The following is a 25,510-nucleotide window of genomic DNA, read 5'->3' as shown; positions in this document are numbered from 1 at the left end:
CCGCCTCGTCCGTCGCTCAATTACTGAGCAAGACCTTCGCTTGTGAGCATGTCAGAAAGCGTGTTAACCGCTTCTTCTGCATCGTCACCAGCTGCAGTGATTTTGATTGTAGAATCTTTAGCGATTCCGAGTGAAAGAACACCCATGATTGACTTGAGGTTTACTGTCTTACCGTTGTACTCAAGGTTGATATCTGATTGGAACTTAGAAGCTGTGTTAACCAACTGTGTAGCTGGACGAGCGTGAATTCCTGAATCTGCAACGACTGTGAACGTTTTTTCCATGACGTGATAGTCTCCCTTCAAATTTCAATTCTACAGGCGGACCTGCAAAATAATTGTTTGTGAACTCATTATCAAATGATAGCGGATTCGCAAAAATTCTGCAAGCGATTTTTATATTCTGGAGTCCATTCGGTCGGACGACCGGATTTCGACAAGTGCACGAGGCTCGTGCGCCCCGCGAACATGAGCTGTTCTCCATCATATGCCCCGTAATGAATATCACATGAAGTGTTTCCGACCGTCAAGACATTGGCATACACCTTGATCGGTTGGCGCGGCATCACCTGGCGGACATAGTCACACTGAGCGTCCGCCACGACGACGAACCCATCTTTCAACGAGAACCCAGTCGCTTCAAGCAACTCGATGCGCGCATCCTCAAAATAGATGAACGGAATCGTGTTATTCATATGGCCGTACGGGTCGCACTCCGAAAATCGGACTTTGACATCTAGCGCGACCCCTGCTCTGACACGTGTTTCCCAATCGGCTTCCCGGAAGTACTTCGTCATCCGGATCCCTTACGCCTCAACCGCAGAACCGGTGCGGCCTTTATCGCTACCGAAGAACGATTTGAACGAGTGAAGCGTCGTCTGACGGTTCATCGCAGCGATAGACGTCGTGAGCGGAATGCCTTTCGGACAAACTTCGACACAGTTTTGTGCGTTTCCGCACTGTGCGAGGCCACCGTCTTCCATGAGCGCTTCCAAACGTTCTTCCGCATGGAAGGCGCCGGTCGGATGCGAGTTGAAGAGACGGACTTGCGAGATGGCGGCCGGTCCGATGAAGCTCGATTTGTCGTTGACGTTCGGGCATGCCTCGAGGCAGACACCGCACGTCATACATTTCGATAGTTCATACGCCCATTGACGCTTGTTCTCTGGCATCCGTGGTCCTGGTCCGAGATCGTACGTCCCGTCAATCGGAACCCAAGCCTTCACTTTTTTCAACGCGTCGAACATGCGCTGACGGTCGACTTGAAGGTCACGGACGACCGGGAACGTCTTCATCGGAGCAAGACGGATCGGCTGCTCGAGTTTATCGACGAGTGCCGTACACGATTGGCGCGGCTTGCCGTTGATGATCATCGAACAAGCGCCACACACTTCCTCGAGACAGTTCATGTCCCAGTTGATTGGTGTCGTCTTGTCCCCGTTCGCGTTGACCGGGTTCCGGCGGATTTCCATCAGTGCCGAGATGACGTTCATATTCGGACGGTACGGGACGGTAAACTCTTCCGTATAGGTCGGTTGATCCGGCCCGTCCTGGCGTTCAATGATAAAACGAATGTCTTTTTGATCTGCTTGCATCGGCGTCGTCATTTCGTCTTCGCCCCTTTCTTCGAGTAATCCCGTTTACGTGGCGGGATTAACGAAACGTCGATCTCTTCATACGAGATATCGACTTCCCCATTGTTATAACGTGCCATCGTCGTCTTCATGAAGCGCTCGTCATCACGTTCCGGGAAGTCCGGTTTGTAATGAGCCCCACGGCTCTCATCGCGTTTCAAGGCGCCGAGTGTGATGACGCGTGCGAGGTCGAGCATGTGGTCGAGCTGTCGGATGAACGATGCCCCTTGGTTGCTCCAGCGGGCCGTATCGGTCGCGGAGATGTTGTTATAGCGTTCACGAAGTTCACGGAGTTTGAGATCCGTCGCTTCGAGCTTATCGTTGTAACGAACGACCGTGACGTTGTCGGTCATGAGTTCGCCGAGCTCACGGTGGATTTGATACGCGTTTTCCGTACCTTCCATCGCGAGGATGTCGTTGAACCGCTCGATTTCTTCACGTTCGTTGAAGTTGAAGAGTGCTTCTGGCACGCTCTCTGTCGCTTGGTCGAGACCGCGCATGTAATGAACGGCCGCAGGACCGGCTTCCATCCCGCCGTATACAGCCGAGAGGAGCGAGTTGGCACCGAGACGGTTGGCACCGTGCATCGAGTAATCGCACTCACCGGCAGCGAATAGCCCTGGGATGTTCGTCATTTGGTCGTAATCGACCCAGAGTCCGCCCATCGAATAGTGAACGGCCGGGAAAATCTTCATCGGGACTTTCCGCGGGTCGTCGCCGACGAACTTCTCGTAAATCTCGAGGATACCGCCGAGTTTGATGTCGAGCTCTTTCGAGTCTTTATGCGACAAGTCGAGGTACACCATGTTCTCGCCGTTGACGCCGAGCTTCTGGTTGACGCAGACGTCGAAGATCTCACGCGTCGCGATATCACGCGGCACGAGGTTTCCGTAGGCCGGATACTTCTCTTCAAGGAAGTACCATGGTTTGCCGTCTTTATACGTCCATACACGTCCGCCTTCACCACGTGCTGACTCACTCATGAGACGAAGCTTGTCGTCCCCTGGGATCGCCGTCGGGTGGATTTGGATGAACTCGCCGTTCGCGTAGACCGCGCCTTGACGGTAAACCGCTCCAGCCGCTTGGCCGGTGTTGATGACCGAGTTCGTCGATTTACCGAAGATGACTCCTGGGCCACCTGTCGCAAGGATGACCGCATCCGATGGGAACGCTTTAATTTCCATCGAGCGTAAATCCTGACAGACCGCACCACGGCATACGCCTGATTCATCGATGATGGCCCGGAGGAACTCCCAGCCTTCATACTTCTCGACGAGCCCTTGCGCCTCATAGCGACGGACCTGCTCGTCTAGTGCGTAAAGAAGCTGTTGCCCTGTCGTCGCACCGGCGTAAGCCGTGCGGTGATGGAGCGTGCCGCCGAAACGTCGGAAGTCGAGAAGACCTTCCGGCGTCCGGTTGAACATGACGCCCATCCGGTCGAACATGTGGATGATTTTCGGTGCCGCTTCCGCCATCTTTTGGACTGGCGGTTGGTTGGCGAGGAAGTCGCCCCCATAGACCGTATCATCGAAGTGTTGCCAAGGAGAATCCCCTTCCCCTTTCGTGTTGACGGCACCGTTGATGCCGCCTTGTGCACAAACTGAATGTGAACGCTTGACCGGTACAAGCGAGAATAGTTTTACCGGAACACCCATCTCAGCCGACTTGATTGTCGCCATGAGTCCAGCTAGACCGCCACCGATGACGATCAAACTTTGATTTGCCATGTACTTTTCCCCCTATTACAAGATGCCAGCGAACGTCAAGATTGAACGGATGCCGACAAAAGATAGTGCCAAGAAGACCGCGCCTGAGACGTAGCTCATGAAGCGCTGTGAACGAGGCGACTGTGTGATCCCCCACGTGATGGCAAACGACCAGAGACCGTTCGCGAAGTGGAACGTAGCCGAGAGGATCCCGACTATGTAGAAGATAAGCATGAGCGGATTGTCGACGATGTTTTGCATCATCTCCGCATTCACTTCAACGCCACGCAACTTCGCCAAGCGCGTTTCCCAAACGTGCCATGCGATGAAGATGACGAGGAAGACGCCCGTGAATCGTTGGAGCATGTACATCCAGTTACGCGCGTATGAGTAACGATTCGTGTTAATCGAACCGAGAAACGCATAATACACGCCATACACGCCGTGGAAAATCATCGGCAAAGCGATGATGGTGACTTCAAGGAAGTACAAGTACGGTAAGCTCTCCATGAATTTTGCTGCCTTGTTAAACGACTCCACCCCATCGACGATATAGTAGTTGACCGACAAGTGGACGATCAAAAACAGGCCGATTGGGATGACCCCAAGTAGCGAATGGACTTTACGACTGAAATAGTCACGCTGCGAAGCCATTCTAGTTCCCCCTTTGTACGAGCCCTTGGCTCGTTTTGTAAATAAAAGCGTTTTCAAATGTAAATATAGCTTTCTGTCTCCTATTCTACTCTTGTGAATTTTGTATGACAAGACAACCTGACCGATTTGTGACACATTCTTTTGCAAAATACCCGGTGACCAAAAGCCGATTCGTCGTTATAATGGTATAGAGAGATTGGAGTGATGGAAGAAGATGGAAACGATGAGCCAACCCACTTTCGCGATCGAACTGTTGCGCGATTATGTGTTGACGGATTTGCTTGGGGACGATTACGCCCAAGTCATCTATTGGTCGGGTAAACGGGTCGCACGCAAGTTCCCGGTCATGCCCAATGAGGAACTGAGCGCCTTCTTTAGTGAGGCCGGCTGGGGAGATTTGACGCTGTTGAAAGAAAAAGGAAATAAATTCTTGTTCGAGCTCACGCCCCCACCCGCAACCCAAGAGAAGGCGACGGGCTACTTCCAGCTCGAGGCTGGCTTCTTAGCCGAACAGATTGCGGGTCGTTTCCAATGCGTCGCCGAAGGATATGCCGACGTGACGCGCAAGGCCGTCCACATCACCGTCCAACTAGACCGAAAAGATACGTATGAATGACGAAGAGCCGATGCGATTTTTACACCGCATCGGCTCTTTCTTTTTGAGTTAATCCTCTAACTCATCCATCTCTTCATGCGGGAAGAGGCGCTCATGGGCGAAGAAATGAAACTCGATGAGCTCCGACCTTGAGAACGTCATGTCTTCGCCCGCATACGCCGCTACCGCTTTTTGAATGACATGCAGGAGATCGGGCGGAATCGGTTGTCGCTTTGCCCAATCGAGCACTTCTCGTTTGGCGAGCACACGTCCATCTATCTCATAGGCCATCACCCGCACGAGATTCAGTACGCTATACACGGGATGATTCTCGAGCGAGCTGAAGCAATCCAACGCGTCGCCCTTGATTGCTTCTCGGTAATGTCCATCCTCAAACCCGAGCAACAACTCATGCAGCGGAGCCCCGAACAAGACACGGCCCCGCTCCATAATGACTTTAAGATGGGCGGCCAAATCCGGATCCGTCATTCCGCGTTGCTCATGGAGCAGTTCATCGATTGACATTTCTTCTAACCGCATGCGCCATTGCTCACTATAATGAAACTCGAACGGACTCGGATGGACCCATTCTTGTAACGCTCGTTCCGTCAGCACGGTCAGCTCGAGCGGATAAGGCTGCGTCGAAGTCTCCAGGCACAGTCGCATCAAACCGAGCCGTTCCTCGTCCGACAGGTCTTGGTCGCTCACGAACAGTAAATCGACGTCGCTCTGTCGCGGATGAAAGCCTCCCATCGTCAAAGACCCGTGCACGTATGCATGTCGAATCGCGTCCGTCACGTCACTAAGTCCACGAATAAACTGTTCGATAAAAGGGGATGTCTCGTCTGGAAAATCGGCTAATGCGTCTCGGTTCATTCATCGGTCTCCTCATGGACGTATTGGATTACGGTCTCGGCCAACTTCTCCGGCAGACCCGCTTCTTTCAACTGTTCGAGCGAGGCGAGACGGATCTGCTTCATCGACCCGAAATGACGAATCAACTGCTGACGCCGCTTCGGTCCGACGCCCGGGATATCGTCGAGCACCGACTTCGTCATCTTCTTCGTCCGCAGGCTGCGGTGGAACGTGATGGCGAAGCGGTGGACCTCGTCTTGCATACGTTGCAGCAAATAGAACGCGCTCGAGCGTGAATTCAATTCGACGACCCCGCCGCCTTCCCCAAACAAGAGCTGGCTCGTCCGGTGACGGTCATCTTTCTTCAACGAGCCGACGGGCAAGTCGAGCCCGAACTCGTTTTGCAGCACATCGAGGGCGGCGTTCAATTGCCCGATTCCCCCGTCAATCAATAACAGGTCCGGCAGACGTTTCTCTTCCGTCAACAGACGGCGGAACCGACGGCGCACGACCTCTCGCATCGTCTCATAGTCGTCCGGTCCTTGGACGGTACGAATCTTGTATTTCCGGTATTCCTTCTTGAGCGGCTTGCCATCCTCGAAGACGACGAGCGCCGAGACGGCGTCCGCCCCTTGGATGTTGGCGTTGTCGATGATGTCGACGCGCGACAAGTTTGGGATACCGATCGCCTCACCGAGCTCACGCATGGCGAGGAGCGTCCGCTCTTCGTCGCGGGCGAGTAACTCGAACTTTTCGTTCAAGGCGATGCCTGCATTTTTCGTCGCCAAGTCGAGCAACTGTCGCTTCGCCCCTCGTTTCGGCTGCATCACTTTCGTGCCGATCGCCTCGTTCAACAGATCGATGCGGACGATCTCAGGGACGAGCACTTCCTTCGGCAAGACGTTCTGCTCGTAGAACTGGACGATAAAACTCTCGAGCTCCTCGGACGGTTCCCCATGAAGTGGGAACAGGGATACGTCGCGCTCGATCATCTTGCCGCCCCGCATATAGAACACTTGGACGCACATCCAGCCGCGGTCGAGTGTGTAGCCAAAGACGTCGCGTGCTGTTGGGTCGGCCGTAATCATGTTCTGTTTGTTCATAATCGATTCGACGGCCCGGATTTGGTCACGGAGCTCGGCGGCGCGTTCGAACTGCATGTCTTCGGCAGCCTGTCCCATGTCGACTTGAAGTTTGGCGAGCGTCTCGCTCGTCTCCCCGTTCAAGAAGCGTCGAATCTCTTGGACGATCTCTTTTTGCTCGTCCGTGTCGATGGCAAGCTCACACGGTCCGAGGCACTGGCCGATGTGGTAATACAGACAGAGCTTGCGCGGCATCGGTTGGCATTTCCGGAGCGGATACAGCTTGTCGAGCAACCGCTTCGTCTCGTTGGCGGCGTAGGCGTTCGGATACGGACCGAAATAGAAGCCGCCGTCCCGTTTCAGCTTCCGCGTCGTGAGTAGTCGCGGATACGGCTCGTTCGTGATTTTGATATACGGGTACGACTTGTCGTCCTTCAAGCGGATGTTATATTTCGGGTCGTGCTTTTTGATGAGCGTCATCTCGAGCAGGAGTGCCTCGAGTTCGCTCGCCGTGACGATATATTCGAAATCGCGAATCTCGGCCACGAGCCGCATCGTCTTGATGTCGTGCGCCCCGGTGAAATACGACCGGACCCGGTTTTTCAGATTTTTCGCTTTCCCGACGTAAATGATTTCGCCGTACTCGTTCTTATGCAAGTAACAGCCGGGCTCATCCGGGAGGAGCGCCAATTTATGTTTAATGTGGTCAGAATGACTCAAATTCGATCACCTCAGTTTAGGTTCCTTCCAGACGGGAAAAAATTGATGAAGTCTCAGAGGGAGGGTTTTTGAATGAAACGGTACGATGTCATCATCATCGGCAGCGGCTCGGCAGCGAGCCAGGCCGCCAGCGTGTTACGTGACGCCGGTAAACAAATTGCGATTGTCGAGAATTGGACGTTCGGCGGGACATGTCCGCAGCGCGGGTGTGACCCGAAAAAAATGCTCGCGGAAGGAGCCAACCTGATTGCCCGGGCCGAACGGATGAAACCGCTCGGTGTGACCGGCGAACTCAAGCTCGACTGGCACGCCTTCAAACATCGTGTCGACGAATACCGTTTTGCCGTCCCGACGACGAAGATGCATCATTGGCAAGAACACGGCATCGATTTGTTCGAAGGCGAACCACATTTCATCGATGAAGACTCGATTGTCATCGGAGGACATGAAATTTCGGCGCATCAATTCTTGATCGCATCGGGGCAAATTCCGCGTCCACTCGACATTCCCGGCGGAGACGCTGCCATCACGAGCAACGACGTCTTCGACCTTGAGGTGTTACCGCAACACGTCATCATCGTCGGAGCCGGTTATATCGCCTTCGAGTTCGCCCATATTCTGCGCCGGTTCGGATGTGACGTGACGCTCCTCGTCCGGTCGCGGGCGCTGAAGCCATTCGACCGTAAAGTCGTCAAACGGCTTGTCGATGAGACGATTCAAATCGGGATCGATGTCCGCTATGGAATCGAACCGGTCGACATCAATGGCGACGTCGTGACACTATCAGATGACTCTACCCTTGAAGGGCTCGTACTTAACGCCACCGGGCGGATTCCGAGCATCGAGCGACTTCGCTTGGATGCGGCCGGCATCGAGTCCGACCACGGCGGCGTCTTGGTCAACGAGTTTCTCCAGACGACGAATCCGAACGTCTATGCGGCCGGAGACGTCGCCAAGAGCCGTAACCCGGCCCTCACCCCGTTCGCCGGACAGGAAGGTCGCATCGCCGCGCTCAACCTGCTCCGCAACAACACGCGTCCGCTCCCCGAGCGCCCCGCCCCGACGGTCGTCTTCACGACACCACCGATTGCCAAGGTCGGGCTGACGGTCGACGAGGCCAAGGCGCAAGGCATCGACTACGAGTGTAAAGACAACGACTTGTCCCATTTCCTCACGTATGAGCGCATCAACGACACGACGGCGTTCTCCCGCATCTTGCTCAGCAAGGACGGACACGTGCTCGGGGCCCACTTGATCGGGCAACACGCGCCGGAACTGATCAACTTGTTCTCGTTCATTATACAAAACAATATCACCCATCAACACGTCAAACACTTGGAGTTCGCCTATCCGACGTCCGCGTCCGACTTGAGCTATTTAATTTAACGTTTTCTCCAACATACGACAATCAACTTAGAGGAGCTCACAATATGAACGGTTCTGCACAGCCGATTGTCACACATAAAAAAGACTCGCCGCAGCGAGTCTTTTTTATCATTCCAATCCTTTATCCTTATCTTCTTTCAACGCGTCCTGAAGCGAGTCTTTCCAGAGCGGTAAGCCTTTCGCATGTGCCGCCCGTGCAATCAAATGACCACCGACGGGTGCCGTCAACAAGACGAAAAACAATCCAAGTAAGAGACGGGCATCGAAGACACGCTGGTCGACCCAGACATGGAGCACCGCCGCGAACAGGACGAACATGACACCGAGTGTTGCCGACTTCGACGCCGCGTGAGTTCGCGAGTAGATGTCAGGCAACCGGAGGAGGCCGATTGCCGCCACGACAGTGAAGAACACCCCGATGATTGTAAATACACCGGTCAATATATCAAAGATCATTGTCGCGGTCATGATGGATAATCGCTCCTCTCTCTAGATATTTCGAGAACGCCACTGTCCCGATGAAGGCAAGAATACTGAGCAAGAGGATGACCTCAAAGAACATCGTCGTGTCCAGTAAAATCGACAAGAGCGCAACGACGGAGATGAGGGCAATCCCGATCGAGTCGAGGGCGATGACGCGGTCTGGTGTCGTCGGCCCTTTCACAACCCGATACAACATGAACAGCATCGCGATGAGAAGGATGGCAAGTGAGATATAAATCAAAACGTCTAACCAATGCATCATTCCGTCGCCTCCTTAATGCTTGATTCGAAGTTATCATATATGTCCTGCTTGAGCGCCTCTTTATCCGGCATATGAAGAGCATGGATATAGAGGATCTTATTGTCTTGCGATACTTGGACGACGAGTGTCCCTGGTGTCAACGAGATGAGCATCGACAAGAGGCTGATTTTCCAGCCCGACTTGAGCGACGTCTCGTATCGGAAAATACCAGGCTGAATTTCAAGTTTCGGACTCAAGACGAGGCGCAACACCTCAAAGTTCGCCATGACGAGCTCGCGCGAGAAAATGAGCAACAACTTCACGAGCTTGATGACGCGTGTAAAATAAAAATTGGTACCGGACTCCCGGAAAAAGCGGCGCATCATGAAGATGACGAGCAAACCGAGCAAATACCCGATGAGAAAACCGTACGTCGTGAACGATCCCGTGAGGAACATCCAGATGAACGCCAAGAAAAAGTTGATTAAGATTTGATAGGCCATCTCGTTGTCACTCCTTTAGTACGGCATCGATGTAAAGTTCTGGTTGTGTGAGCGGTTCGATTGCCTGGGTAATATACGGATGCATCAGCTCGGCTCCGAAACCGTATGCGACCGCCACAGCAAGCAACAGGCATACCGGGACGAGCAGTCGGCTCGTATATGGGACGAGCGGTCCGTCATAATGCTTGCGTTCTTCTCCCCAAAAGCCGTACAAGAAAATCTTGATGACCGAGAACAAGACGAACAGGCTCGAGATGAGGACGAGAATCGGTCCGAACAAGTCCCCTTCCCCGACACCACCTTGAATGATGAGAAGCTTTCCGAAGAAGCCACTGAGCGGTGGAATCCCGGCAAGCGAGAGCGCTGCGATGAAGAACGCCCAGCCGAACAACGGGAAGCGTGTGATCAATCCTCCCATATCGCGAAGCTGACCGGAGCGAGTAATGCCAATCATTATCCCGACGAGCATAAACAGCACCGCTTTGATCATCATATCGTGAATCAAGTAGTAGAGCGCACCCTCGAGTGATGTCTGCGTATTGATTGCAATCCCATACAGAATTACCCCGACGGCAATCATAATGTTGTAGATGATGATGAGCTTCACGTCATTATAAGCGATTGCCCCAACCATCCCTGTGATGATTGTGAGCACGGCAAGGACGATTAAAAAAGTCTGCAAGAACGTACCGTTCACGTCGAAGAGGAGCGTATACGTCCGAAGAATCGAGTAGACCCCAACTTTGGTCAGAAGTGCACCAAACAAAGCGAGAATTGGTGTCGGAGCGACGACGTACGATCCCGGTAACCAGTAATGGAGCGGCACGAGCGCACCTTTCAATCCGAAGACGATGATGAACATAACCCCAATGACCGAGATCACGTTCGGGTTGTCGACAAGCGGAATCTTCTGAGCAAGGTCCGCTAGACTTAGTGTCCCGACCGCACCGTATAGATAGGCGACCGCCATGACGAACAGCGCCGAAGCGATCACGTTGACGAGCAAGTATTTAATCGACTCGCGTAGCTGGACACCTTTGCCGCCGAGGACGATCAAGACGTATGACGAAATCAAGAACACTTCAAAGAAGACAAACAAGTTGAAGATATCACCTGTCGTGAACGCCCCATTGACACCGACAAGTAAAAACAGCATCGCCACGTACACGTAATTCTCCTCATAAGCGACCGAGAAGTAATGGACGGCGAACCAGACAATGAAGAGTGTGAGTAGCGTCGATGTCGTGACAAGCAACGCCGATAACATGTCCGATACGAGGGTTATCGAGAACGGCGCCGGCCAATTCCCGAGATTGAGGGTCAGAATGCCCTCTTGTGATACGGTATGCACCAATAAAAGTGATACAAGTAACGTGATAACAATTGACCCGAGTGCCATGCCGCGTTGAAGGCGAACGTTCTTTGGCAGGAACATCATGATGATTGCCGCAAGCGCAGGGATGACAATCGGAAACACAGGTAAGTTAATCATTCGATTCTGTTCCTTTCATTTCCTCCATATTATCCGTGCTCAGCTCTTGATAGGCGCGGTAAGCAAGTACCAAGAAGAACGCGGTCACCCCGAAACTGATGACGATCGCCGTAAGAACGAGCGCCTGCGGTAACGGGTCGGTATAATCGGTCACGCCGTCTACAAGGACAGGTGCGGCGCCTGTCTTCAATCCTGCCATCGTCAAGACGAGCAAGTGAGCGGCGTGACTAAACAATGCCGTACCGATGATGATGCGCAACAAACTCTTTGAGAGAATCATATAGACTGCACACATCGTCAAGGCACCGATAATGATGCTAACGAAGATTTCCATTATTCACTCTCTCCAATCGTTTGAATGATGGTCATCGTGACACCGATGACGACTAAGTAGACCCCAAGGTCAAACGCAATCGCTGTATGGAGTGTCTCTTCACCGAGCAATGGCAAATCGAATTTATCGTAGGCGTGCGTTAAAAACGGCAAGTTAAAGAAAATCGAATGCATCGCGGTCAATACGGCGATGAGCGCCCCCAGTGCCGTCATGCGTCGATAATCGAATGGCAACACTGTGGCAAGTGTCTTCGAGTCGAAGGCGAGGAGCAGGAGCACGAGTGCCGCTGCTGTCATCAAACCTCCGATGAAACCACCGCCTGGTGAGTAGTGACCCGAGAAGAACAAGTGAATCGAGAAGACGATAATGATGAAGAAAATAATCACCGCTGCCGTCTGTAAAATGACGTCATTGACACGTTTATTACTTTTTGGCTTCATGTCCATTTGCATCGTCTCCTTTCGTGCGTTGTACGGTCGTTCTAAACTTAATCATCGTATAAATACCGAGACCAGCAATCGCGAGGACGATAATCTCGAACAACGTATCAAAGCCACGGAAGTCAACAAGGACGACGTTGACCATGTTCTTACCGGCAGCCAAATCGTATACGTTTTCTTTATAGTATTCCGAAATCGAGCTAAGTGATCTATTCGACAATGTCATGAAACTAAGCATCATGACCGTAACCCCAACAAGGACAGACACGATGGCGTTGCCGACTTTGAAGCGCATCCGGGCTTCTTTCTTGCTGATGTCAGGCATGTGGTAAAACACGAGCAGGAACAACGCAACCGACACCGTTTCGATAACAAGCTGGGTAAGCGCGAGGTCCGGCGCTTCGAAGAAGACGAAGAACAACGCAACGCTATATCCGACGACACCAAGCAAGATGATGGCCGGGAGGCGTGAGCGCATGAACAGAATTGCGAGAGCACTCAATACAATGACGGCACCAAGCACATATTCATATGGCGCAATCTCGGCCAACTCGCCGAACGAGAAGTTGAACAAGTCGTACCACCACATCGAGAACAAGAGCATCCCCGACATGAAGACGAAAATGTAAATCAAGTACGAGCGGATGAAACCGGTCATATAGTTGTCTTTAAAGCGGTACGCCGCGTTATTCGACCAGACGAGCGACCCGTCATACATGCCATTGAGCGTCATGCGGTGTGGGATCCGATTATAGATTCCCATCCACTTGTTGATCGTGAAGAACATGAGCGTCCCGAGCAAGATGACCCCGATCGTCATATAAAGTTCAGGTGTCAATCCGTGCCAGAAGTAAATATCGACCTTCACATCTTGACCGCTCGCGACGAGCGTCGGATAGATTGACTCGACGGCCGGCTTGATGAGCGAGTTCGACAACACGTTCGGCACGAAACCGAGCACGACGACGAGGATGGCGAGAATCGCCGGCGGAATCAGCATCCCAATCGGGGCCTCGTGCGGCTGTTTCGGCAACTTGTCGAATTGGGCTTTGCCCATGAACGTCCGTGTGAAGATGATCAAACTGTAGATGAATGTGAACACGCTCGCGATGAACGCGACGACCGGAATCAAGATACCAATTGTATCGAGCGCGAAGAAGTCCATCGAGAACACCTTCGTCGTCGCCTTCAAAAACATCTCTTTACTGAGGAAGCCGTTAAATGGCGGTAACCCTGCCATCGACAACGAACCGATGACGGCAATCGTGAACGTGATCGGCATGACGGTCATGAGACCGCCGAGTTTGCGAATATCACGTGTCCCCGTCTCATGGTCGACAATCCCGACCATCATGAACAGAGACCCTTTGAACGTCGCGTGGTTGATCAAGTGGAAGATTGCCGCGATCGTCGCGACCATATAGATGTTATCATCCATACCGTCATAATGAAGCGCCGCGGCACCAAGGCCGAGGAGCGACATGATGAGTCCGAGTTGACTGATGGTCGAGAAGGCGAGGATTCCTTTCAAATCGGTCTGTTTGACCGCGTTGAATGAACCCCAGAACAACGTGAACGTCCCGACCGCTGCAATCGTCCAGAGCCAGATCGGTGACTCTTGGAACACCGGGCTCATCCGTGCAACGAGATAGAGACCGGCCTTGACCATCGTCGCCGAATGGAGATATGCACTGACCGGGGTCGGTGCTTCCATCGCGTCCGGCAACCAGATGTGGAACGGGAATTGCGCCGACTTCGTGAAGGCGCCGAGCAAGATGAGAATCATCGCTGCGATAAAGAAAGGACTCTCCGCAATCAACGCCTGGTTTGCAACCATGTCACGGATACTGAACGAGCCGACGATCGACTCGAGAACCACGATCCCACCGAGCATCGACAGCCCACCGAAAACAGTGATGAGCATCGATTTGCGCGCCCCGTAACGGGAACGCTCTTTTTCATACCAATACCCGATCAACAGGAATGACGAAATTGATGTCAATTCCCAGAACATGTACATGACGACCATGTTGTCAGATAGGACGACACCAAGCATCGCGCCCATGAAGAGGAGCAAGTAGACGTAAAAATGACCGAGCGATTCTTTGTCTTTGTTCAAGTAATAAATTGAATACAAGACAACAAGCGCTCCAATCCCCGTAATGAGGAGCGCGAATAAAAGACCGAGACCGTCCACATACGCCGTGAAGTTGATGCCGAGCGATGGCATCCATCGTACCGTTTCAGTTACGACACCCCCGTCACTCGTGACGCTGATAAAACGGAAAAAGTACACGAACAACAGCGTTGGCACGACCAACACAAACCAACCCGTATGTATTCGTTTCAAAGCCCGAAACAGAAACGGGATAAACGGCGCCGCCAGAAGCGGCAATAAAATTGCGAGATGTAACACCGACAAGAAAATTCCTCCTTCGAACAGAGTCGTACAAGTGCTGTAACAAGGTGAACCTAAAAGTAGGTTCATCTGACTACATCACGTCTCTACATGAGTATAACGTAAATTTTCCGTTCTTAGCCATGATAAAAACTTCCCCGTTTATTCACAATTCTAAATCATTTTAAAACTTTTAAATATGAAAGAACACGTCGGAAAATGTAAAAAAAATCTCACGATTCAATTTTAGAATGGCGTATAAAAAAACAACCGACGGGAAACCCGAGCGGTTGTTTTGGGCATTATTGTGCTGTCGCGATAAACTCTTTGAGTGCTTCTTTTGGTTGGAAGCCCATTGTTTTCGAAACAGGTTGTCCGTCTTTGAACATCATAAGTGTCGGGATACTTTGGATTTGGAAAGCGCCCGCTACTTCTGGGTTCTCGTCAACGTCGAGTTTGACGATTTGGACTTGGTCGCCCATCTCTTGGTCAAGCTCTTCGAGTACCGGTGCGATCATGCGGCACGGTCCACACCAAGCTGCCCAGAAATCGACGAGGACGACGCCCTCTTTTACTTCTTGTTCAAATGTTTGAGTCGTTGCGTGTTTAATAGCCATTTGGTAAATACCTCCCCAGTAAGATGTGAGAGCCGGATGAAGCACCCTCATGCATTTCATGTTCAGAGTATACCACGGAGGGTACGTTTCCCCAAACGTTCTGCATATCAGCTATTGACGAGGTGTTTGCGGAACTCTTCCGTCAAGAGTGGGACGACGTCGAACAAGTCGCCGACGATGCCGTAATCGGCCACGCTGAAGATGTTCGCTTCCGGATCTTTGTTGATGGCGACGATGACTTTGGCGTTGCTCATGCCGGCCAAGTGTTGAATCGCGCCCGAGATGCCGCAGGCGATATACAGGTCCGGCGTGACGACTTTGCCGGTCTGACCGATTTGAAGCGCGTAGTCGCAATAGTCGGCGTCACATGCTCCACGTGAAGCACCGACGGCCCCGCCAAGCAGTTCAGCGAGCTCTTCGAGCGGCTTGAAGCCGTCTTCGCTCTTGACACCACGGCCACCGGCGACGATGACTTTCGCTTCTGACAAGTCGACTTTGCCGGTCGCCTTGCGGACGACTTCTTTGACGATCATGGCGAGGTCTTTCAGTTCAACGCTCGGTGTCTCGACCGTAGCGCTCGCCCCGGCCGTACGCGGAAGTGCGTCGATGTTGTTCGGGCGGATCGTGAAGAACATGACCGAGTCTTTGAATTTCACTTTCTCGAACGCCTTCCCTGAATAGATTGGGCGGACGAACTCGGCTTCTTTGCCTGACCCTTCGATTGAGACGACGTCACTAATGAGACCTGCGTCAAGACGCGCCGCGAGTTTCGGGGCGATGTCTTTCCCGAGTGCCGTATGACCGAGCACGATCATGTCCGGTGACTCTTGGTCGATGACTTGGCGGAGCACTTGCCCATAACCGTCCGGCGTGTAGTGCTTGAGACGCTCGTCTTCGATGACGAGGACGCGACCCGCGCCGTACTCCCCGAGTTCCGTCGCGAGTGCTTTGACGTCATCCCCGATGACGACTGCCGTCACGTCGTCCGTCAATTGCTTCGCTGCAGCGATTGCTTCAAATGATACGTTCCGTAACGCGCCTTCACGCGCTTCTGCGAGTACTAAAGCTTTCATCTATGTGTCCCCCTTAAATGACTTTTGCTTCCGTGCGAAGTAATTGAACGAGCTCGCTCACTTGTGACGACGTATCCCCTTCAAGGATGCGCCCAGCTTTCTTCTCTTCTGGCAAGAAACGTTCGATCGTCTCGATTTTCGCTTCGATCTCGTCTTCATCGAGGTCGATGTCCGACAGTTCGAGTTCTTCGAGTGGCTTCTTCTTCGCCTTCATGATGCCTGGAAGGCTCGGGTAACGCGGTTCGTTCAATCCTTGCTGCGCTGTCACGAGGAGCGGGAGCGCCACTTCGATCACTTCAGTGTCCCCTTCGACGTCGCGTGTGACCGTCGCTGTCGTGCCGTCGATGTCGAGCTTCGTGATCGTCGTCACGTAGTTCATGTCCAACAGTTCAGCGACACGTGGTGCGACTTGGCCGCTACCGCCGTCAATGGCGACGTTCCCTGCGAAGATGAGATCTGGCGCTTGCTCTTTCAAGTACGTGGCGAGCACTTTCGAAATCGTCACATGGTCTGCGTCCTCGACGTCATCCTCGATTGAGATGCGGACCGCTTTGTCCGCACCCATCGCGAGCGCCGTCCGAAGTTCTTTGTCCGCGTCTTCCGGTCCGACCGTCACGACCGTGACTTCTCCCCCGAGATCGTCACGCTTACGGATGGCTTCTTCGACCGCATATTCGTCATACGGGTTGATGATGAACTCAGCGCCGTCTTCTTGAATTTCCCCATTCTCGAGCTGAATCGCTTCCTCTGTATCGAACGTACGCTTCAGCAATACAAAAATATTCATCGTAGTTCCCCCTTATAAGTTGTTCGCACCATCATTCATGAATCAGCGTTCATTTTTTGAGCTAGCGAGAGGGCTTACGGTTAAGCAAGCCCTTTTTTTAACATATGGTGTACTTTCGGTAGCGTCGACATCAAGTCATACTTGAAGCCGCTCGCCATCCAACTCGTGACCACTTCGTCGATCGTGCCGAAAATCATCTGCCGAGCGAGTCGATAGTCGAGATCGCGATCGAATTCGCCGGTGTCGATTCCGTGTTGTACGACCGCATCGATTAAGTTCAAGTACGGTTTGAGCACTTCGCTAATCTTTTGTCGGAGCGCCAAGTTCGACTGCCGGAGCTCGATTTGCGTCACGACGGCGAGGTCGTAATCGGCCGATAGTTGCTTCAAGTGCGACTCAATCAACTGATACAGTTTGTCGCCGGCCGTCGTCTCCCGCTCGATTTGTTGTTTCGAGTAGTCGATGAACAGGCCCATCTTCGTCTGGAACAATTCAATCAACAGATGTTCCTTGTTTTTGAAGTACAGATAAATCGTTCCGTCGGCGACGCCCGCCTCTTTGGCGATGGCCGTCACCTTTGCACCGTGATAGCCATGATCCGCAATCACTTTCACTGCCGCATCGATAATGCGGTCACTTTTTGATCCATTCTTTGTCATAAACACCCAAGCTCCTTACCGCTGCTTAAAAATGAATGATGGTTCATTCATTTATTATTCTATCATGTGACGCGCTTGTGTCAACTGCTTTGTTTCACTTGTTTCGCTTTCTCTTCGTCGACGAGGACACGACGTAAAATCTTACCGACGAACGTCTTCGGCAACTCTTCCCGGAACTCATACAGCTTCGGTACTTTATACGCTGCGAGCTTCTCGCGACAGTGCTTGTCGAGCTCTTCTTCCATCACGCTGGTGCCGTCACGCGTCACGATGAACGCCTTGACCGTCTCACCGCGATACGGGTCCGGTACGCCGATACAGACAGCTTCCTTGACGGCCGGATGTTCGTATAGCACTTCTTCAATCTCACGCGGATAGACGTTGAAGCCTCCGGCGATAATCATGTCTTTCTTCCGGTCGACAATATAGAAGAATCCATCCTCGCCCATATAGCCGAGGTCACCGGTCGCGAGCCATCCGTCCTTCAAGACGGCTGCCGTCTCTTCTGGCTTCTGCCAGTACCCTTTCATGACTTGCGGACCGTGCAGCATGATCTCCCCGATCTCGCCGATATCGGCCAGTGTCTCTCCGTCTGCCTTTACAATTTTAGCAGAAGTGTCCGACAACGGCACCCCGATTGAGCCGACAATCCGTTTATCCCATAAGAAGTTCGCATGTGTGACCGGTGACGTCTCCGACAAGCCGTAGCCTTCGACGATGCGTCCGCCCGTGATGCTCTCGAACTGCTCCTGTACTTCGACCGGCAGCGGGGCCGATCCCGAGATACACGCCTCGATTGACGACAAGTCGTATTTCTTCAGTTTCGGGTCATTGAGGATACCGACGTACATCGTCGGGGCGCCCGGGAAGAAGTGTGGTTTCTTCTTATTGATCGTCTTCAGGACGTCGGTGACGTCGAAGCGTGGCACGAGGACGAGCTCATATCCGTTCGCCATCCCGAAGTTCAGACAGCACGACATGCCGTAAATATGGAAGAACGGCACGACGCATAAGACGCGTTTCTCATCACCACGGTTATATCTATAGAAGAAGTTCGAAATCTGGTCGACGTTCGCCGTCAAGTTGAAGTGGGTCAGCATAACGCCTTTCGGCAGTCCCGTCGTCCCGCCCGTATACTGCAGCACCGCGACGTCTTCTTTCGGGTCGACCGCAACCGGCGTGATTGGATCGAACTGTTTATAGTCCTTGAACGCGACCGAACCTGTCGTATCGATGACGATATTGTTCTCGCGCTTCACTTTGATGGGATACAGCTTATTTTTCGGGAACGGCAGATAGTCGGCGATACTCGTCGTGATAATCGTTTTGACGTCCGTCTTCTGCTTCACACGAAGTGATTTTGGATACAGGAGGTCGAGCGTGACGATGATGCTCGCACCGGAGTCCGTGATTAAGTTCTCGAGCTCATGCTCCGTGTAGAGCGGATTCGTCTGGACGACCGTACCGCCGGCGTACAGGACCGCATAGAACGAAATGACGAATTGCGGACAGTTCGGGAGCATCAGACTGACACGGTCCCCTTTTTGCAGCCCTTTCGATTGAAGCATCGTCGCCAACCGTTTCGCCGCATCGTCGACTTCAGCGAACGTCAACTCTTTGCCGATGAAGGAGATGGCGGTCTTGTTCGGGAAATCGGTCGCGGCTCGGGATAGCGCATCATAGAGCGGCTTCACCTCATAGTCAATCGTTTTCGGCATGTCAGCTGGATAATCTTGCAACCACGGTTTGTTCATCGCTTTTCCTCCTTGGAATGAATAGTCATTCAGTTAACTCTATTATAATGCCAAGAAAACGCTTTCATCTACCCTTTACCCGATAATTTTCAGAAAATATCGAAAAAACGTGTGCGGATGAAAGTTTCCGCACACGTTCAGATTCTCTTGAAATAGGCTTCCGTCTGTTCTTCGTTGCTGATTTTCTCGTCCAAGCGGTCCTTCAACTCTTTTTCCCACTTGATCGTCGAGAAGTCGATGTCGAGCCACGCCTCCATCTCCGGGCGTGAGAATGCGTACGTCCGGTTCGGGAAGGCGAAGCGAACGATTTCCGCGTTTTGGACGAGCGTGAAATACGTCGCCGCGTTGCGGATTGCCAACCGTTCTTGCTCGATGCGCTCGATTTCCGGGTCGCTATAGCGCACCGTCAAGCCGTACGGCCGCTTCGACGTCTGTAGCTCGATCGACTTGTAGCAGTCATGCATCGGCAACGTCTGGGCGATGCCCGAGACGGCGCTGTTGTCCCCGACGTATGAATCTTTGTATTGGAAGGCGTTCGGTCGATGGGTATCCCCGCATCCCGCGAGCATGACGAGCAAGGCGACGAGCAGACTGAGCCGTTTCATGAGAATCCTCCTTACGATTTTAGTTTCAAGTTAAAGCGGTAAAGCAACCGTTTGGCGAGCAAGTGAGCGATGAAGCCGCCAATCAGGAAGCCAACGATGTATAGTGCAAAACCTGACTGCATCGAGAATGCTGAGAGAACGATTCCTCCTAACATGGCGAAACAGAGAACCATGATGATGTGGATCAGCCATAGCCATTTCGAAAACATAAAAAATCGTCCGTTGTTTTCTTGAGGTGCTCGGTTGAACATCCAAAGGCCGAGTCCGAATGATAATGCGATGAAAGCTAGTGCGCTCCATGGCGCAATTGCTAAGAATTTCTGCCATTCAGCTTGGTTAGTAAAGTATTGATACATGTCTACGTTTGCCAAGTTAGAGAATGGCGACAAAACACGTAAAAACGTACTCTGGAACAAATCGTCGAAGAATGCATACCTCGAATCATACTGTTGTGAAAACGCATAGACAGATCCTTGCACGAGCGCAATCAAACCAATTGGGAAGACTAACGCAATGAATGTCCAAATCACCTGTGAAATCGATTCTCCTCCGAACGATCCCATCCATAGAGCAGCTGAGAAGAAAGAGATACCACTAAGCATCAAAAGAACGACAAGCGCGATGACTCGATTCGTGCTTCCTTCCATTAAAAACGCGTAGTCCGAGAAGCGAATCATCATTATCATGAGCGTACCACCGAGCACAGACGATACAATAATTCCTGCCGTTCCAATTAACCATTTCGATATGTAAAGCTGATTCCTTGTGAACGGGAGAGACATCGTGAAATCGGACATTTGACTGTTCCGTTCTGCTCCAATCAAGACGGATGCCATGAGAGCACCAAAAATAACGAATAAAAACAATACCCCACCCATCGGTATGAGCGATTGTAAGTCACCAATCCAATAGCCTGTCCCATTATTTTCATTAAAAAAGTCTTGGACGGACAAATCAGACGAATCCCCATCGATCCAATCGGCATATTCATCTGGATTTTCTTGAATGTTACGAAGTTCCTGGTCAAAGTATTGCATTTGTGACCAAACTGGTACCGTGAACGCAATCACTCCGAGAAAAACCAGCAACATCCACAAAATCGAGACTTGTTTCCAATCTTTCTTTAATAGGACTTTAAAAGACACTTGCCTCACCTCCTAATTGGACCCGGAAGATGTCTTCGAGCGACATCGGGATTTCTTCGACGAGCATCGGGTCGTGCGCATCGACGAACGTATCGAGCTCTTTCGTCCGTTCTTTCGCCATGAACAAGGCGACGCGTCCGGTCACATTGATGATTTCGATGTCCTTGCGCTCGAGCAGTTCGACCGGTACTTGGTCGTTGAAGACGACTTGCAGTTTGACGCTCGTCTCGCGCGCCTCCTCGAGCGACATGATCGCCTTGACGCGGCCCTTCTCGATCATGATGATGCGGTCGGCGATTCGTTCGAGCTCATGTAACTGGTGACTCGAGACGATGATGGAACAGTTCCGTGCCTCGACTTGGGCGATCATCAGCTTCAAAACGTCCGACTTGGCGACGACGTCGAGTCCGTCCGTCGGTTCATCGAGCAGATAATATTTCGCTTGGACGGCGAACGCGAGCGAGAGCGTCACCATCGCCTTCTGCCCTTTCGAGAGCTGGCGAATCTTCTTGTTGTCGATGTTATAGCGAGTGAGCGTCTCTCTGAAAATCGATCGGTTGAACGATGGATAAATCGATTCGTAGAGCGCAGCCGCCTCGTTAATCGTATAATGTTTGAGGGCATCGGCCGAATCCGGGACGAAGATGACGTCACGCTTCAACTCTGCTTTCTCAAAGATGCTTGACGGTCCGTAGCGGACATCGCCTTTATCCGGCCGAATGATGCCGACCATCGTCCGGAGCAATGTCGTCTTGCCGGCCCCGTTCCGGCCGACGAGCGCGATGATTTCACCCGAGTCGACCGTGAAGTCGATATCTTCTAACACTTGCTGGCGATCGATCGTCTTACTCAGTTGCTGTACTGTCAGCATGGTTCTCCCCTACTTTCTTATACTCTGTCTCAAATAACGTCAGCGCTTCGGTGAGCTCAATGTTGGCGTAATGACAGTCGATGGCGAGCTTTTTGATTGCTTCAAGGATCGGCGCGCGCGGCGAGTCCTGGTCAATCCAGTCCTCGGACACGAACGTCCCGCGGCCGCGATGCATCTCGAGCAAGCCGAGCCGTTCGAGTTCCTGATACGCCTTGCTGACCGTGTTCGGATTGATGACGAGGTCGGTCGCGAGTTCACGCACCGACATGACTTTATCCCCTGGACGTAAGATGCCACGGATGACGAGCGCTTTCGTCTGGTTGACGATTTGTTCATACAGCGGTTCCGCGCTCTTCATATCAATTTTATATAACATGGGTCACACCCTTTCTTGTGTACGTAACTTAAGTGTATTATATGTATTAGTACACGTAAAGATATTAGTTCTTCAAGGGCACTTTCAGTTTACAGGTATTTGGTAATAAATTGAATACGACTTTGGACCGAGGTAGTACACTTCCATTTCAGGTACATTGGTAGAGAGGTGAATCAAAAATGAGAAAACGATGGTTAGTCGCGACCGCTGTCGCCGTGACCGCGCTTGGCACGACTTGGTCGACGTATGCAAAACAAGATGAGGAAGAACGATACGCATCCTATATTGAAGATACATATGGAGAGGACGTCGAGGTCACGCTCAAGCGCGACTGGAAGATGGGCGGCTATGCGGCCGAGTTCACGCTGACCGATCCGATACTCGAAGGGGACTATTGGGCCGAGACGTATCGGTCTGATCAAACGATCCATGACAACGTGCTCGAACATGTCTGGCAACAAGAGGCCGAAGACACGTTCAAGGAGCGACTCGAGCAACTCGACTTGTTGACGGAGGCAGAGACGGTTCGCGCGAGTGTGCCGACCGGTGTGGATGAAGGCGTTGCGACGACTGTACGCCCTACCCCGACGTCCGTCTTCGACGTCGAGTCGAAAGAGTTCTTGGACGTGTCGGTCATGTTCCACGAGGACTGGGCGAACACTGATGCACAGAAACAACGGATGCTCGACGTGATTCGTGCTTTGGAGGACGACGTCTATTCGGTTCACTTCTCATTCGATGGGACACCGTATGAGGATGACGACTTCACCGAGCGGTATTTGAACGTCGCCCGCGATTCCTTACCGGGAGAACCGGCGATGCATGAACTGCAGACGATCGAGGACTTGAATCGCCACGACCGACTGTATGGCTTCGACGAGACGACGTTCATCCATGACTATCATTTCGACGGCACGAAATATGAGGAGTAAACCATTCGCACGAGCGAATGGTTTTTTTTGTGAGCATTCTCCTTTACAGGACATCGCGAATGTTTTACATTTGACGAGTCAACAATTGACTTATCAAATGAGGGGGTGAGACACCAGAGATGGAGTTACGAGATATCAGCCGACTGCTGTACCAAATCAAACTGGCGGACCAACGCGTCGCGACCTCGTTCGAGAAAGAGACGGGCTTCAGCCTGACCCGCTACGAGATGCTCATGATCGTGCATGACAAGGGCGTCTGTTCGCAAAGCGAGATTCAGCAGGCGATGAAAATCGACAATGCGGCCATCACCCGCCATTTGAAGATTCTTGAAGAAAAGGGCTACGTCCGCCGGGAACGGAACACCGCGAACCATCGCGAAGTATTCGTCCATTTGACCGAGGAAGCCAAGCACGATTTGAACAGTTGCGAGCAAGACCACGACCGCGGCAAGCATTTGATCACGAACGTCTTGTCCGAGTCAGAGATTCAGCAACTGTCCGGATTGTTGCAAAAGCTCAACCAACTATAACAAGAGAGAAAGAGGTAATCCCCATGGCAACTACATTCGAAAACAACACATTCACTGACGTGATGCTCGGTCGCAAATCGATCCGCGTCTACGACGAGAACGTCAAAATCTCACAACTTGAAATGCTTCAAATGATCGAGGAAGCGACAACGGCCCCGTCTTCAGTCAACATGCAACCGTGGCGCTTTGTCGTCGTCGAGAGCCCAGAGGCGAAAGAGACGCTCAAGCCGCTCATCCGCTTCAACGTCCGTCAAAACGACACGTCGGCTGCGATGGTCCTCATCTTCGGCGACATGGAATGCTACGAGTTCGGTGAAGAGATTTACGACCAAGCTGTCGCGGAAGGCAAGATGCCACAAGAAGTACGCGACCAACAGCTCGCTGCCATCCTCCCATACTACAAAAACTTGTCGAAACAAGAGATGAACGACATCGTCAAAATCGACTCGAGTCTCGCTGCGATGCAATTCATGCTCGTCGCCCGTGCTCATGGTTATGACACGAACCCAATCGGCGGTTTCGAGAAAGACCAACTCGCGGAAGCGTTCGGCTTAGACAAAGACCGCTACGTGCCGGTCATGATTCTCTCGGTCGGTAAAGCAGTAGAAGAAGGCTACCAATCGGTCCGTCTCGACGCTGAAACCATCACATCATTCAAATAATCGGAGGAACCCCACATGATCCTAATCAACGCCATCTTTGATGTAAAAGAAACAGAGTTTGACAACTTCTTGGCAGACATCAACAAGCTCATCGACTCGTCGAAACAAGAAGCCGGTTGCTTGAACTATGAACTGTTCCAATCGACGACTTCAGAGAACCGTTTCGTCATGATCGAGAACTGGGCAGACCAAGCGGCCGTCGAGCAACACAACCAAAACCCGGACCTCATCGCGTTCGCCCAAAACGTCGGCAACTATGTGACGGCGAAGCCGGTTCTCCATGTGACGGAAGTGAAATAATACTTAATGTCTTAACAAAAAGACCTTAGCAAATTCCTCTTCTGCTAAGGTCTTTTCAGTTCAAAATAATAAATTCTTTTTTCATTTTATTTTCAATAGGAATTATATGAAAAGTACAATTTATAATCTTTTAACCCGTATATAGCTCTGTAAAAAGCCGCTTCAAAACTATTTTTATTCATTTTAGCAGCGTCGTCATAATACTTTTTTATTATTTCCCTAAATTTTAACTCACCTAAACTATCCATCATTAAAATAAAGGCACCTATATTAGAGTGATGAAATACATTTGCTTTACCGATATATATATTAAATATTTTTAATTCACTCATTTGGAATTTTAGTTTTTCTTCATAAAGTTGATGATTTTCTACATAGCTCGGAACTTTAACCTCAAAATCAAAAGAAATACCGTGATCATTAAAAGTTATTTTCATAAATAGCCATTCATAGTCTGAAATTTCATCAAAATAAGGATGAATAAATAGATTTTCCCCAGATAGAGTCTTTTTTAAAGTGTTACATGATCCGCAAGATGGGATTAGATTTAATGTGGATACAGAAAGAACAGGATAAATATCCTTGGGTTGTGTAATGCAAAATAGGAGTGCAGAAGTGTGCAACGGAAACGTACACAACTCTGCACTCCTATTTTAGAAAAGAAAAAGGACTTGCCA

General features: G+C 51.5%; 30 protein-coding genes. 6 read left to right on the top strand and 24 right to left on the bottom strand.

Features of this window, described 5'->3' with window-relative positions; all coding sequences use genetic code 11:
• Positions 1 to 20: 20 nt before the first annotated feature.
• From KNP71_RS00150 to KNP71_RS00130, 5 genes are all read right to left on the bottom strand, one after another.
• On the bottom strand, positions 21 to 284 hold the full coding sequence (locus KNP71_RS00150) for a phosphocarrier protein HPr (RefSeq protein ID WP_021066838.1): 264 nt from the start codon (positions 282 to 284) through the stop codon (positions 21 to 23).
• 71 nt (positions 285 to 355) lie between these two features.
• Positions 356 to 796 (bottom strand): acyl-CoA thioesterase, encoded by a 441-nt coding sequence (locus KNP71_RS00145; RefSeq protein WP_131471072.1) that lies wholly within the window; start codon positions 794 to 796, stop codon positions 356 to 358.
• Positions 797 to 805: 9 nt separating this feature from the next.
• Entirely contained in the window at positions 806 to 1,594 is a 789-nt protein-coding gene (gene sdhB / locus KNP71_RS00140) for a succinate dehydrogenase iron-sulfur subunit (RefSeq protein ID WP_207391685.1), read from the bottom strand.
• 8 nt (positions 1,595 to 1,602) lie between these two features.
• Positions 1,603 to 3,360: a succinate dehydrogenase flavoprotein subunit gene (sdhA, locus tag KNP71_RS00135; protein ID WP_131471070.1), complete on the bottom strand. Its 1,758-nt coding sequence runs from the start codon at positions 3,358 to 3,360 to the stop codon at positions 1,603 to 1,605.
• A gap of 15 nt (positions 3,361 to 3,375) precedes the next feature.
• Positions 3,376 to 3,993 (bottom strand): succinate dehydrogenase cytochrome b558 subunit, encoded by a 618-nt coding sequence (locus KNP71_RS00130; RefSeq protein WP_021066834.1) that lies wholly within the window; start codon positions 3,991 to 3,993, stop codon positions 3,376 to 3,378.
• Positions 3,994 to 4,216: 223 nt separating this feature from the next.
• On the opposite strand from KNP71_RS00130, the gene KNP71_RS00125 reads away from it, so the two are divergent.
• Positions 4,217 to 4,609, top strand: a complete 393-nt coding sequence (locus KNP71_RS00125; protein ID WP_235045180.1) for a YslB family protein — start codon at positions 4,217 to 4,219, stop codon at positions 4,607 to 4,609.
• 48 nt (positions 4,610 to 4,657) lie between these two features.
• On the opposite strand, the gene KNP71_RS00120 is transcribed toward KNP71_RS00125, so the two are convergent.
• Both KNP71_RS00120 and uvrC read right to left on the bottom strand, forming a co-directional pair.
• The gene (locus KNP71_RS00120) at positions 4,658 to 5,464 is read right to left on the bottom strand and encodes an aminoglycoside adenylyltransferase domain-containing protein (RefSeq protein WP_214755727.1); all 807 of its coding nucleotides are present in this window, start codon (positions 5,462 to 5,464) and stop codon (positions 4,658 to 4,660) included.
• On the bottom strand, positions 5,461 to 7,245 hold the full coding sequence (uvrC, locus tag KNP71_RS00115; RefSeq protein WP_029595863.1) for an excinuclease ABC subunit UvrC: 1,785 nt from the start codon (positions 7,243 to 7,245) through the stop codon (positions 5,461 to 5,463). The genes KNP71_RS00120 and uvrC overlap by 4 nt, the downstream gene beginning before the upstream one ends.
• Positions 7,246 to 7,317: 72 nt before the next feature.
• On the opposite strand from uvrC, the gene KNP71_RS00110 reads away from it, so the two are divergent.
• On the top strand, positions 7,318 to 8,631 hold the full coding sequence (locus KNP71_RS00110; RefSeq protein WP_131471067.1) for a dihydrolipoyl dehydrogenase family protein: 1,314 nt from the start codon (positions 7,318 to 7,320) through the stop codon (positions 8,629 to 8,631).
• Positions 8,632 to 8,739: 108 nt separating this feature from the next.
• Here KNP71_RS00110 and mnhG read toward each other — a convergent pair whose 3' ends face one another.
• From mnhG to KNP71_RS00030, 16 genes are all read right to left on the bottom strand, one after another.
• Positions 8,740 to 9,099 (bottom strand): monovalent cation/H(+) antiporter subunit G, encoded by a 360-nt coding sequence (gene mnhG / locus KNP71_RS00105; RefSeq protein WP_131471066.1) that lies wholly within the window; start codon positions 9,097 to 9,099, stop codon positions 8,740 to 8,742.
• A complete protein-coding gene (locus tag KNP71_RS00100; protein WP_131471065.1) occupies positions 9,077 to 9,376 on the bottom strand; it encodes a Na(+)/H(+) antiporter subunit F1 in 300 nt (99 codons plus the stop codon). The genes mnhG and KNP71_RS00100 overlap by 23 nt, the downstream gene beginning before the upstream one ends.
• Complete coding sequence (locus KNP71_RS00095) at positions 9,373 to 9,858, bottom strand: Na+/H+ antiporter subunit E (protein WP_131471064.1); 486 nt, start codon at positions 9,856 to 9,858, stop codon at positions 9,373 to 9,375. The genes KNP71_RS00100 and KNP71_RS00095 overlap by 4 nt, the downstream gene beginning before the upstream one ends.
• A 7-nt stretch (positions 9,859 to 9,865) precedes the next feature.
• Entirely contained in the window at positions 9,866 to 11,350 is a 1,485-nt protein-coding gene (locus KNP71_RS00090; protein WP_131471063.1) for a Na+/H+ antiporter subunit D, read from the bottom strand.
• Positions 11,343 to 11,684 (bottom strand): Na(+)/H(+) antiporter subunit C, encoded by a 342-nt coding sequence (locus KNP71_RS00085; protein ID WP_131471062.1) that lies wholly within the window; start codon positions 11,682 to 11,684, stop codon positions 11,343 to 11,345. Before KNP71_RS00085 ends, KNP71_RS00090 begins: the two co-directional genes overlap by 8 nt.
• Positions 11,684 to 12,124 carry a Na(+)/H(+) antiporter subunit B gene (locus KNP71_RS00080; RefSeq protein ID WP_131471061.1) on the bottom strand — a complete coding sequence of 147 codons (441 nt, stop codon included), beginning with the start codon at positions 12,122 to 12,124 and terminating at the stop codon, positions 11,684 to 11,686. The genes KNP71_RS00085 and KNP71_RS00080 overlap by 1 nt, the downstream gene beginning before the upstream one ends.
• A complete protein-coding gene (locus KNP71_RS00075; protein WP_131471060.1) occupies positions 12,108 to 14,546 on the bottom strand; it encodes a Na+/H+ antiporter subunit A in 2,439 nt (812 codons plus the stop codon). The genes KNP71_RS00080 and KNP71_RS00075 overlap by 17 nt, the downstream gene beginning before the upstream one ends.
• Before the next feature lie 278 nt (positions 14,547 to 14,824).
• Positions 14,825 to 15,139, bottom strand: a complete 315-nt coding sequence (gene trxA / locus KNP71_RS00070; RefSeq protein ID WP_021066822.1) for a thioredoxin — start codon at positions 15,137 to 15,139, stop codon at positions 14,825 to 14,827.
• A 107-nt stretch (positions 15,140 to 15,246) separates the two neighbouring features.
• On the bottom strand, positions 15,247 to 16,212 hold the full coding sequence (locus KNP71_RS00065; protein ID WP_131471059.1) for an electron transfer flavoprotein subunit alpha/FixB family protein: 966 nt from the start codon (positions 16,210 to 16,212) through the stop codon (positions 15,247 to 15,249).
• A gap of 13 nt (positions 16,213 to 16,225) precedes the next feature.
• Entirely contained in the window at positions 16,226 to 16,999 is a 774-nt protein-coding gene (locus KNP71_RS00060) for an electron transfer flavoprotein subunit beta/FixA family protein (RefSeq protein ID WP_021066820.1), read from the bottom strand.
• Positions 17,000 to 17,079: 80 nt separating this feature from the next.
• Complete coding sequence (locus KNP71_RS00055) at positions 17,080 to 17,658, bottom strand: fatty acid metabolism transcriptional regulator FadR (RefSeq protein ID WP_021066819.1); 579 nt, start codon at positions 17,656 to 17,658, stop codon at positions 17,080 to 17,082.
• Between the two features lie 80 nt (positions 17,659 to 17,738).
• The gene (locus tag KNP71_RS00050) at positions 17,739 to 19,412 is read right to left on the bottom strand and encodes an AMP-binding protein (RefSeq protein WP_214755724.1); all 1,674 of its coding nucleotides are present in this window, start codon (positions 19,410 to 19,412) and stop codon (positions 17,739 to 17,741) included.
• A 137-nt stretch (positions 19,413 to 19,549) separates the two neighbouring features.
• The gene (locus KNP71_RS00045; protein WP_029595873.1) at positions 19,550 to 20,017 is read right to left on the bottom strand and encodes a DUF4825 domain-containing protein; all 468 of its coding nucleotides are present in this window, start codon (positions 20,015 to 20,017) and stop codon (positions 19,550 to 19,552) included.
• Positions 20,018 to 20,028: 11 nt separating this feature from the next.
• Positions 20,029 to 21,162, bottom strand: coding sequence for an ABC transporter permease subunit (locus tag KNP71_RS00040; protein WP_131471057.1), 1,134 nt, complete (start codon positions 21,160 to 21,162; stop codon positions 20,029 to 20,031).
• A complete protein-coding gene (locus tag KNP71_RS00035) occupies positions 21,152 to 22,033 on the bottom strand; it encodes an ABC transporter ATP-binding protein (RefSeq protein ID WP_021066815.1) in 882 nt (293 codons plus the stop codon). Before KNP71_RS00035 ends, KNP71_RS00040 begins: the two co-directional genes overlap by 11 nt.
• Entirely contained in the window at positions 22,008 to 22,409 is a 402-nt protein-coding gene (locus tag KNP71_RS00030) for a GntR family transcriptional regulator (protein ID WP_021066814.1), read from the bottom strand. The genes KNP71_RS00035 and KNP71_RS00030 overlap by 26 nt, the downstream gene beginning before the upstream one ends.
• A 179-nt stretch (positions 22,410 to 22,588) precedes the next feature.
• On the opposite strand from KNP71_RS00030, the gene KNP71_RS00025 reads away from it, so the two are divergent.
• From KNP71_RS00025 to KNP71_RS00010, 4 genes are all read left to right on the top strand, one after another.
• Complete coding sequence (locus tag KNP71_RS00025; protein ID WP_214829756.1) at positions 22,589 to 23,341, top strand: hypothetical protein; 753 nt, start codon at positions 22,589 to 22,591, stop codon at positions 23,339 to 23,341.
• Positions 23,342 to 23,460: 119 nt separating this feature from the next.
• Positions 23,461 to 23,871 carry a MarR family winged helix-turn-helix transcriptional regulator gene (locus KNP71_RS00020; RefSeq protein ID WP_214829753.1) on the top strand — a complete coding sequence of 137 codons (411 nt, stop codon included), beginning with the start codon at positions 23,461 to 23,463 and terminating at the stop codon, positions 23,869 to 23,871.
• A gap of 23 nt (positions 23,872 to 23,894) precedes the next feature.
• Positions 23,895 to 24,533, top strand: a complete 639-nt coding sequence (locus KNP71_RS00015; RefSeq protein ID WP_214829751.1) for a nitroreductase family protein — start codon at positions 23,895 to 23,897, stop codon at positions 24,531 to 24,533.
• 15 nt (positions 24,534 to 24,548) lie between these two features.
• The gene (locus KNP71_RS00010) at positions 24,549 to 24,833 is read left to right on the top strand and encodes a putative quinol monooxygenase (protein WP_214829748.1); all 285 of its coding nucleotides are present in this window, start codon (positions 24,549 to 24,551) and stop codon (positions 24,831 to 24,833) included.
• 92 nt (positions 24,834 to 24,925) lie between these two features.
• Here the strand turns inward: KNP71_RS00010 and KNP71_RS00005 are convergent, their stop codons facing one another.
• Positions 24,926 to 25,471, bottom strand: coding sequence for a hypothetical protein (locus KNP71_RS00005; protein ID WP_214829745.1), 546 nt, complete (start codon positions 25,469 to 25,471; stop codon positions 24,926 to 24,928).
• Between the last annotated feature and the right edge of the window lie 39 nt (positions 25,472 to 25,510).

The organism is Exiguobacterium sp. s56, assembly GCF_018618255.1.
Lineage (GTDB): Bacteria > Bacillota > Bacilli > Exiguobacteriales > Exiguobacteriaceae > Exiguobacterium > Exiguobacterium chiriqhucha.
The sequence above is the reverse complement of the archived record's forward strand: the minus strand, read 5'-3'. Positions and strand labels throughout refer to the sequence as shown.

Excerpts from the sequence above, each read along its gene's own strand:
- sdhA (WP_131471070.1), bottom strand. The coding sequence starts at position 3,360 with ATGGCAAATCAAAGTTTGATCGTCATCGGTGGCGGTCTAGCTGGACTC.
- KNP71_RS00090 (WP_131471063.1), bottom strand. The coding sequence starts at position 11,350 with ATGATTAACTTACCTGTGTTTCCGATTGTCATCCCTGCGCTTGCGGCA.
- KNP71_RS00010 (WP_214829748.1), top strand. The coding sequence starts at position 24,549 with ATGATCCTAATCAACGCCATCTTTGATGTAAAAGAAACAGAGTTTGAC.
- KNP71_RS00150 (WP_021066838.1), bottom strand. The coding sequence starts at position 284 with ATGGAAAAAACGTTCACAGTCGTTGCAGATTCAGGAATTCACGCTCGT.
- KNP71_RS00030 (WP_021066814.1), bottom strand. The coding sequence starts at position 22,409 with ATGTTATATAAAATTGATATGAAGAGCGCGGAACCGCTGTATGAACAA.
- KNP71_RS00100 (WP_131471065.1), bottom strand. The coding sequence starts at position 9,376 with ATGATGCATTGGTTAGACGTTTTGATTTATATCTCACTTGCCATCCTT.
- KNP71_RS00125 (WP_235045180.1), top strand. The coding sequence starts at position 4,217 with ATGAGCCAACCCACTTTCGCGATCGAACTGTTGCGCGATTATGTGTTG.
- KNP71_RS00020 (WP_214829753.1), top strand. The coding sequence starts at position 23,461 with ATGGAGTTACGAGATATCAGCCGACTGCTGTACCAAATCAAACTGGCG.
- trxA (WP_021066822.1), bottom strand. The coding sequence starts at position 15,139 with ATGGCTATTAAACACGCAACGACTCAAACATTTGAACAAGAAGTAAAA.
- KNP71_RS00045 (WP_029595873.1), bottom strand. The coding sequence starts at position 20,017 with ATGAAACGGCTCAGTCTGCTCGTCGCCTTGCTCGTCATGCTCGCGGGA.
- sdhB (WP_207391685.1), bottom strand. The coding sequence starts at position 1,594 with ATGCAAGCAGATCAAAAAGACATTCGTTTTATCATTGAACGCCAGGAC.
- KNP71_RS00050 (WP_214755724.1), bottom strand. The coding sequence starts at position 19,412 with ATGAACAAACCGTGGTTGCAAGATTATCCAGCTGACATGCCGAAAACG.
- KNP71_RS00130 (WP_021066834.1), bottom strand. The coding sequence starts at position 3,993 with ATGGCTTCGCAGCGTGACTATTTCAGTCGTAAAGTCCATTCGCTACTT.
- KNP71_RS00015 (WP_214829751.1), top strand. The coding sequence starts at position 23,895 with ATGGCAACTACATTCGAAAACAACACATTCACTGACGTGATGCTCGGT.
- KNP71_RS00035 (WP_021066815.1), bottom strand. The coding sequence starts at position 22,033 with ATGCTGACAGTACAGCAACTGAGTAAGACGATCGATCGCCAGCAAGTG.
- KNP71_RS00080 (WP_131471061.1), bottom strand. The coding sequence starts at position 12,124 with ATGAAGCCAAAAAGTAATAAACGTGTCAATGACGTCATTTTACAGACG.
- mnhG (WP_131471066.1), bottom strand. The coding sequence starts at position 9,099 with ATGACCGCGACAATGATCTTTGATATATTGACCGGTGTATTTACAATC.
- KNP71_RS00060 (WP_021066820.1), bottom strand. The coding sequence starts at position 16,999 with ATGAATATTTTTGTATTGCTGAAGCGTACGTTCGATACAGAGGAAGCG.
- KNP71_RS00145 (WP_131471072.1), bottom strand. The coding sequence starts at position 796 with ATGACGAAGTACTTCCGGGAAGCCGATTGGGAAACACGTGTCAGAGCA.
- KNP71_RS00065 (WP_131471059.1), bottom strand. The coding sequence starts at position 16,212 with ATGAAAGCTTTAGTACTCGCAGAAGCGCGTGAAGGCGCGTTACGGAAC.
- KNP71_RS00095 (WP_131471064.1), bottom strand. The coding sequence starts at position 9,858 with ATGGCCTATCAAATCTTAATCAACTTTTTCTTGGCGTTCATCTGGATG.
- KNP71_RS00055 (WP_021066819.1), bottom strand. The coding sequence starts at position 17,658 with ATGACAAAGAATGGATCAAAAAGTGACCGCATTATCGATGCGGCAGTG.
- KNP71_RS00025 (WP_214829756.1), top strand. The coding sequence starts at position 22,589 with ATGAGAAAACGATGGTTAGTCGCGACCGCTGTCGCCGTGACCGCGCTT.
- KNP71_RS00110 (WP_131471067.1), top strand. The coding sequence starts at position 7,318 with ATGAAACGGTACGATGTCATCATCATCGGCAGCGGCTCGGCAGCGAGC.
- KNP71_RS00085 (WP_131471062.1), bottom strand. The coding sequence starts at position 11,684 with ATGGAAATCTTCGTTAGCATCATTATCGGTGCCTTGACGATGTGTGCA.
- KNP71_RS00120 (WP_214755727.1), bottom strand. The coding sequence starts at position 5,464 with ATGAACCGAGACGCATTAGCCGATTTTCCAGACGAGACATCCCCTTTT.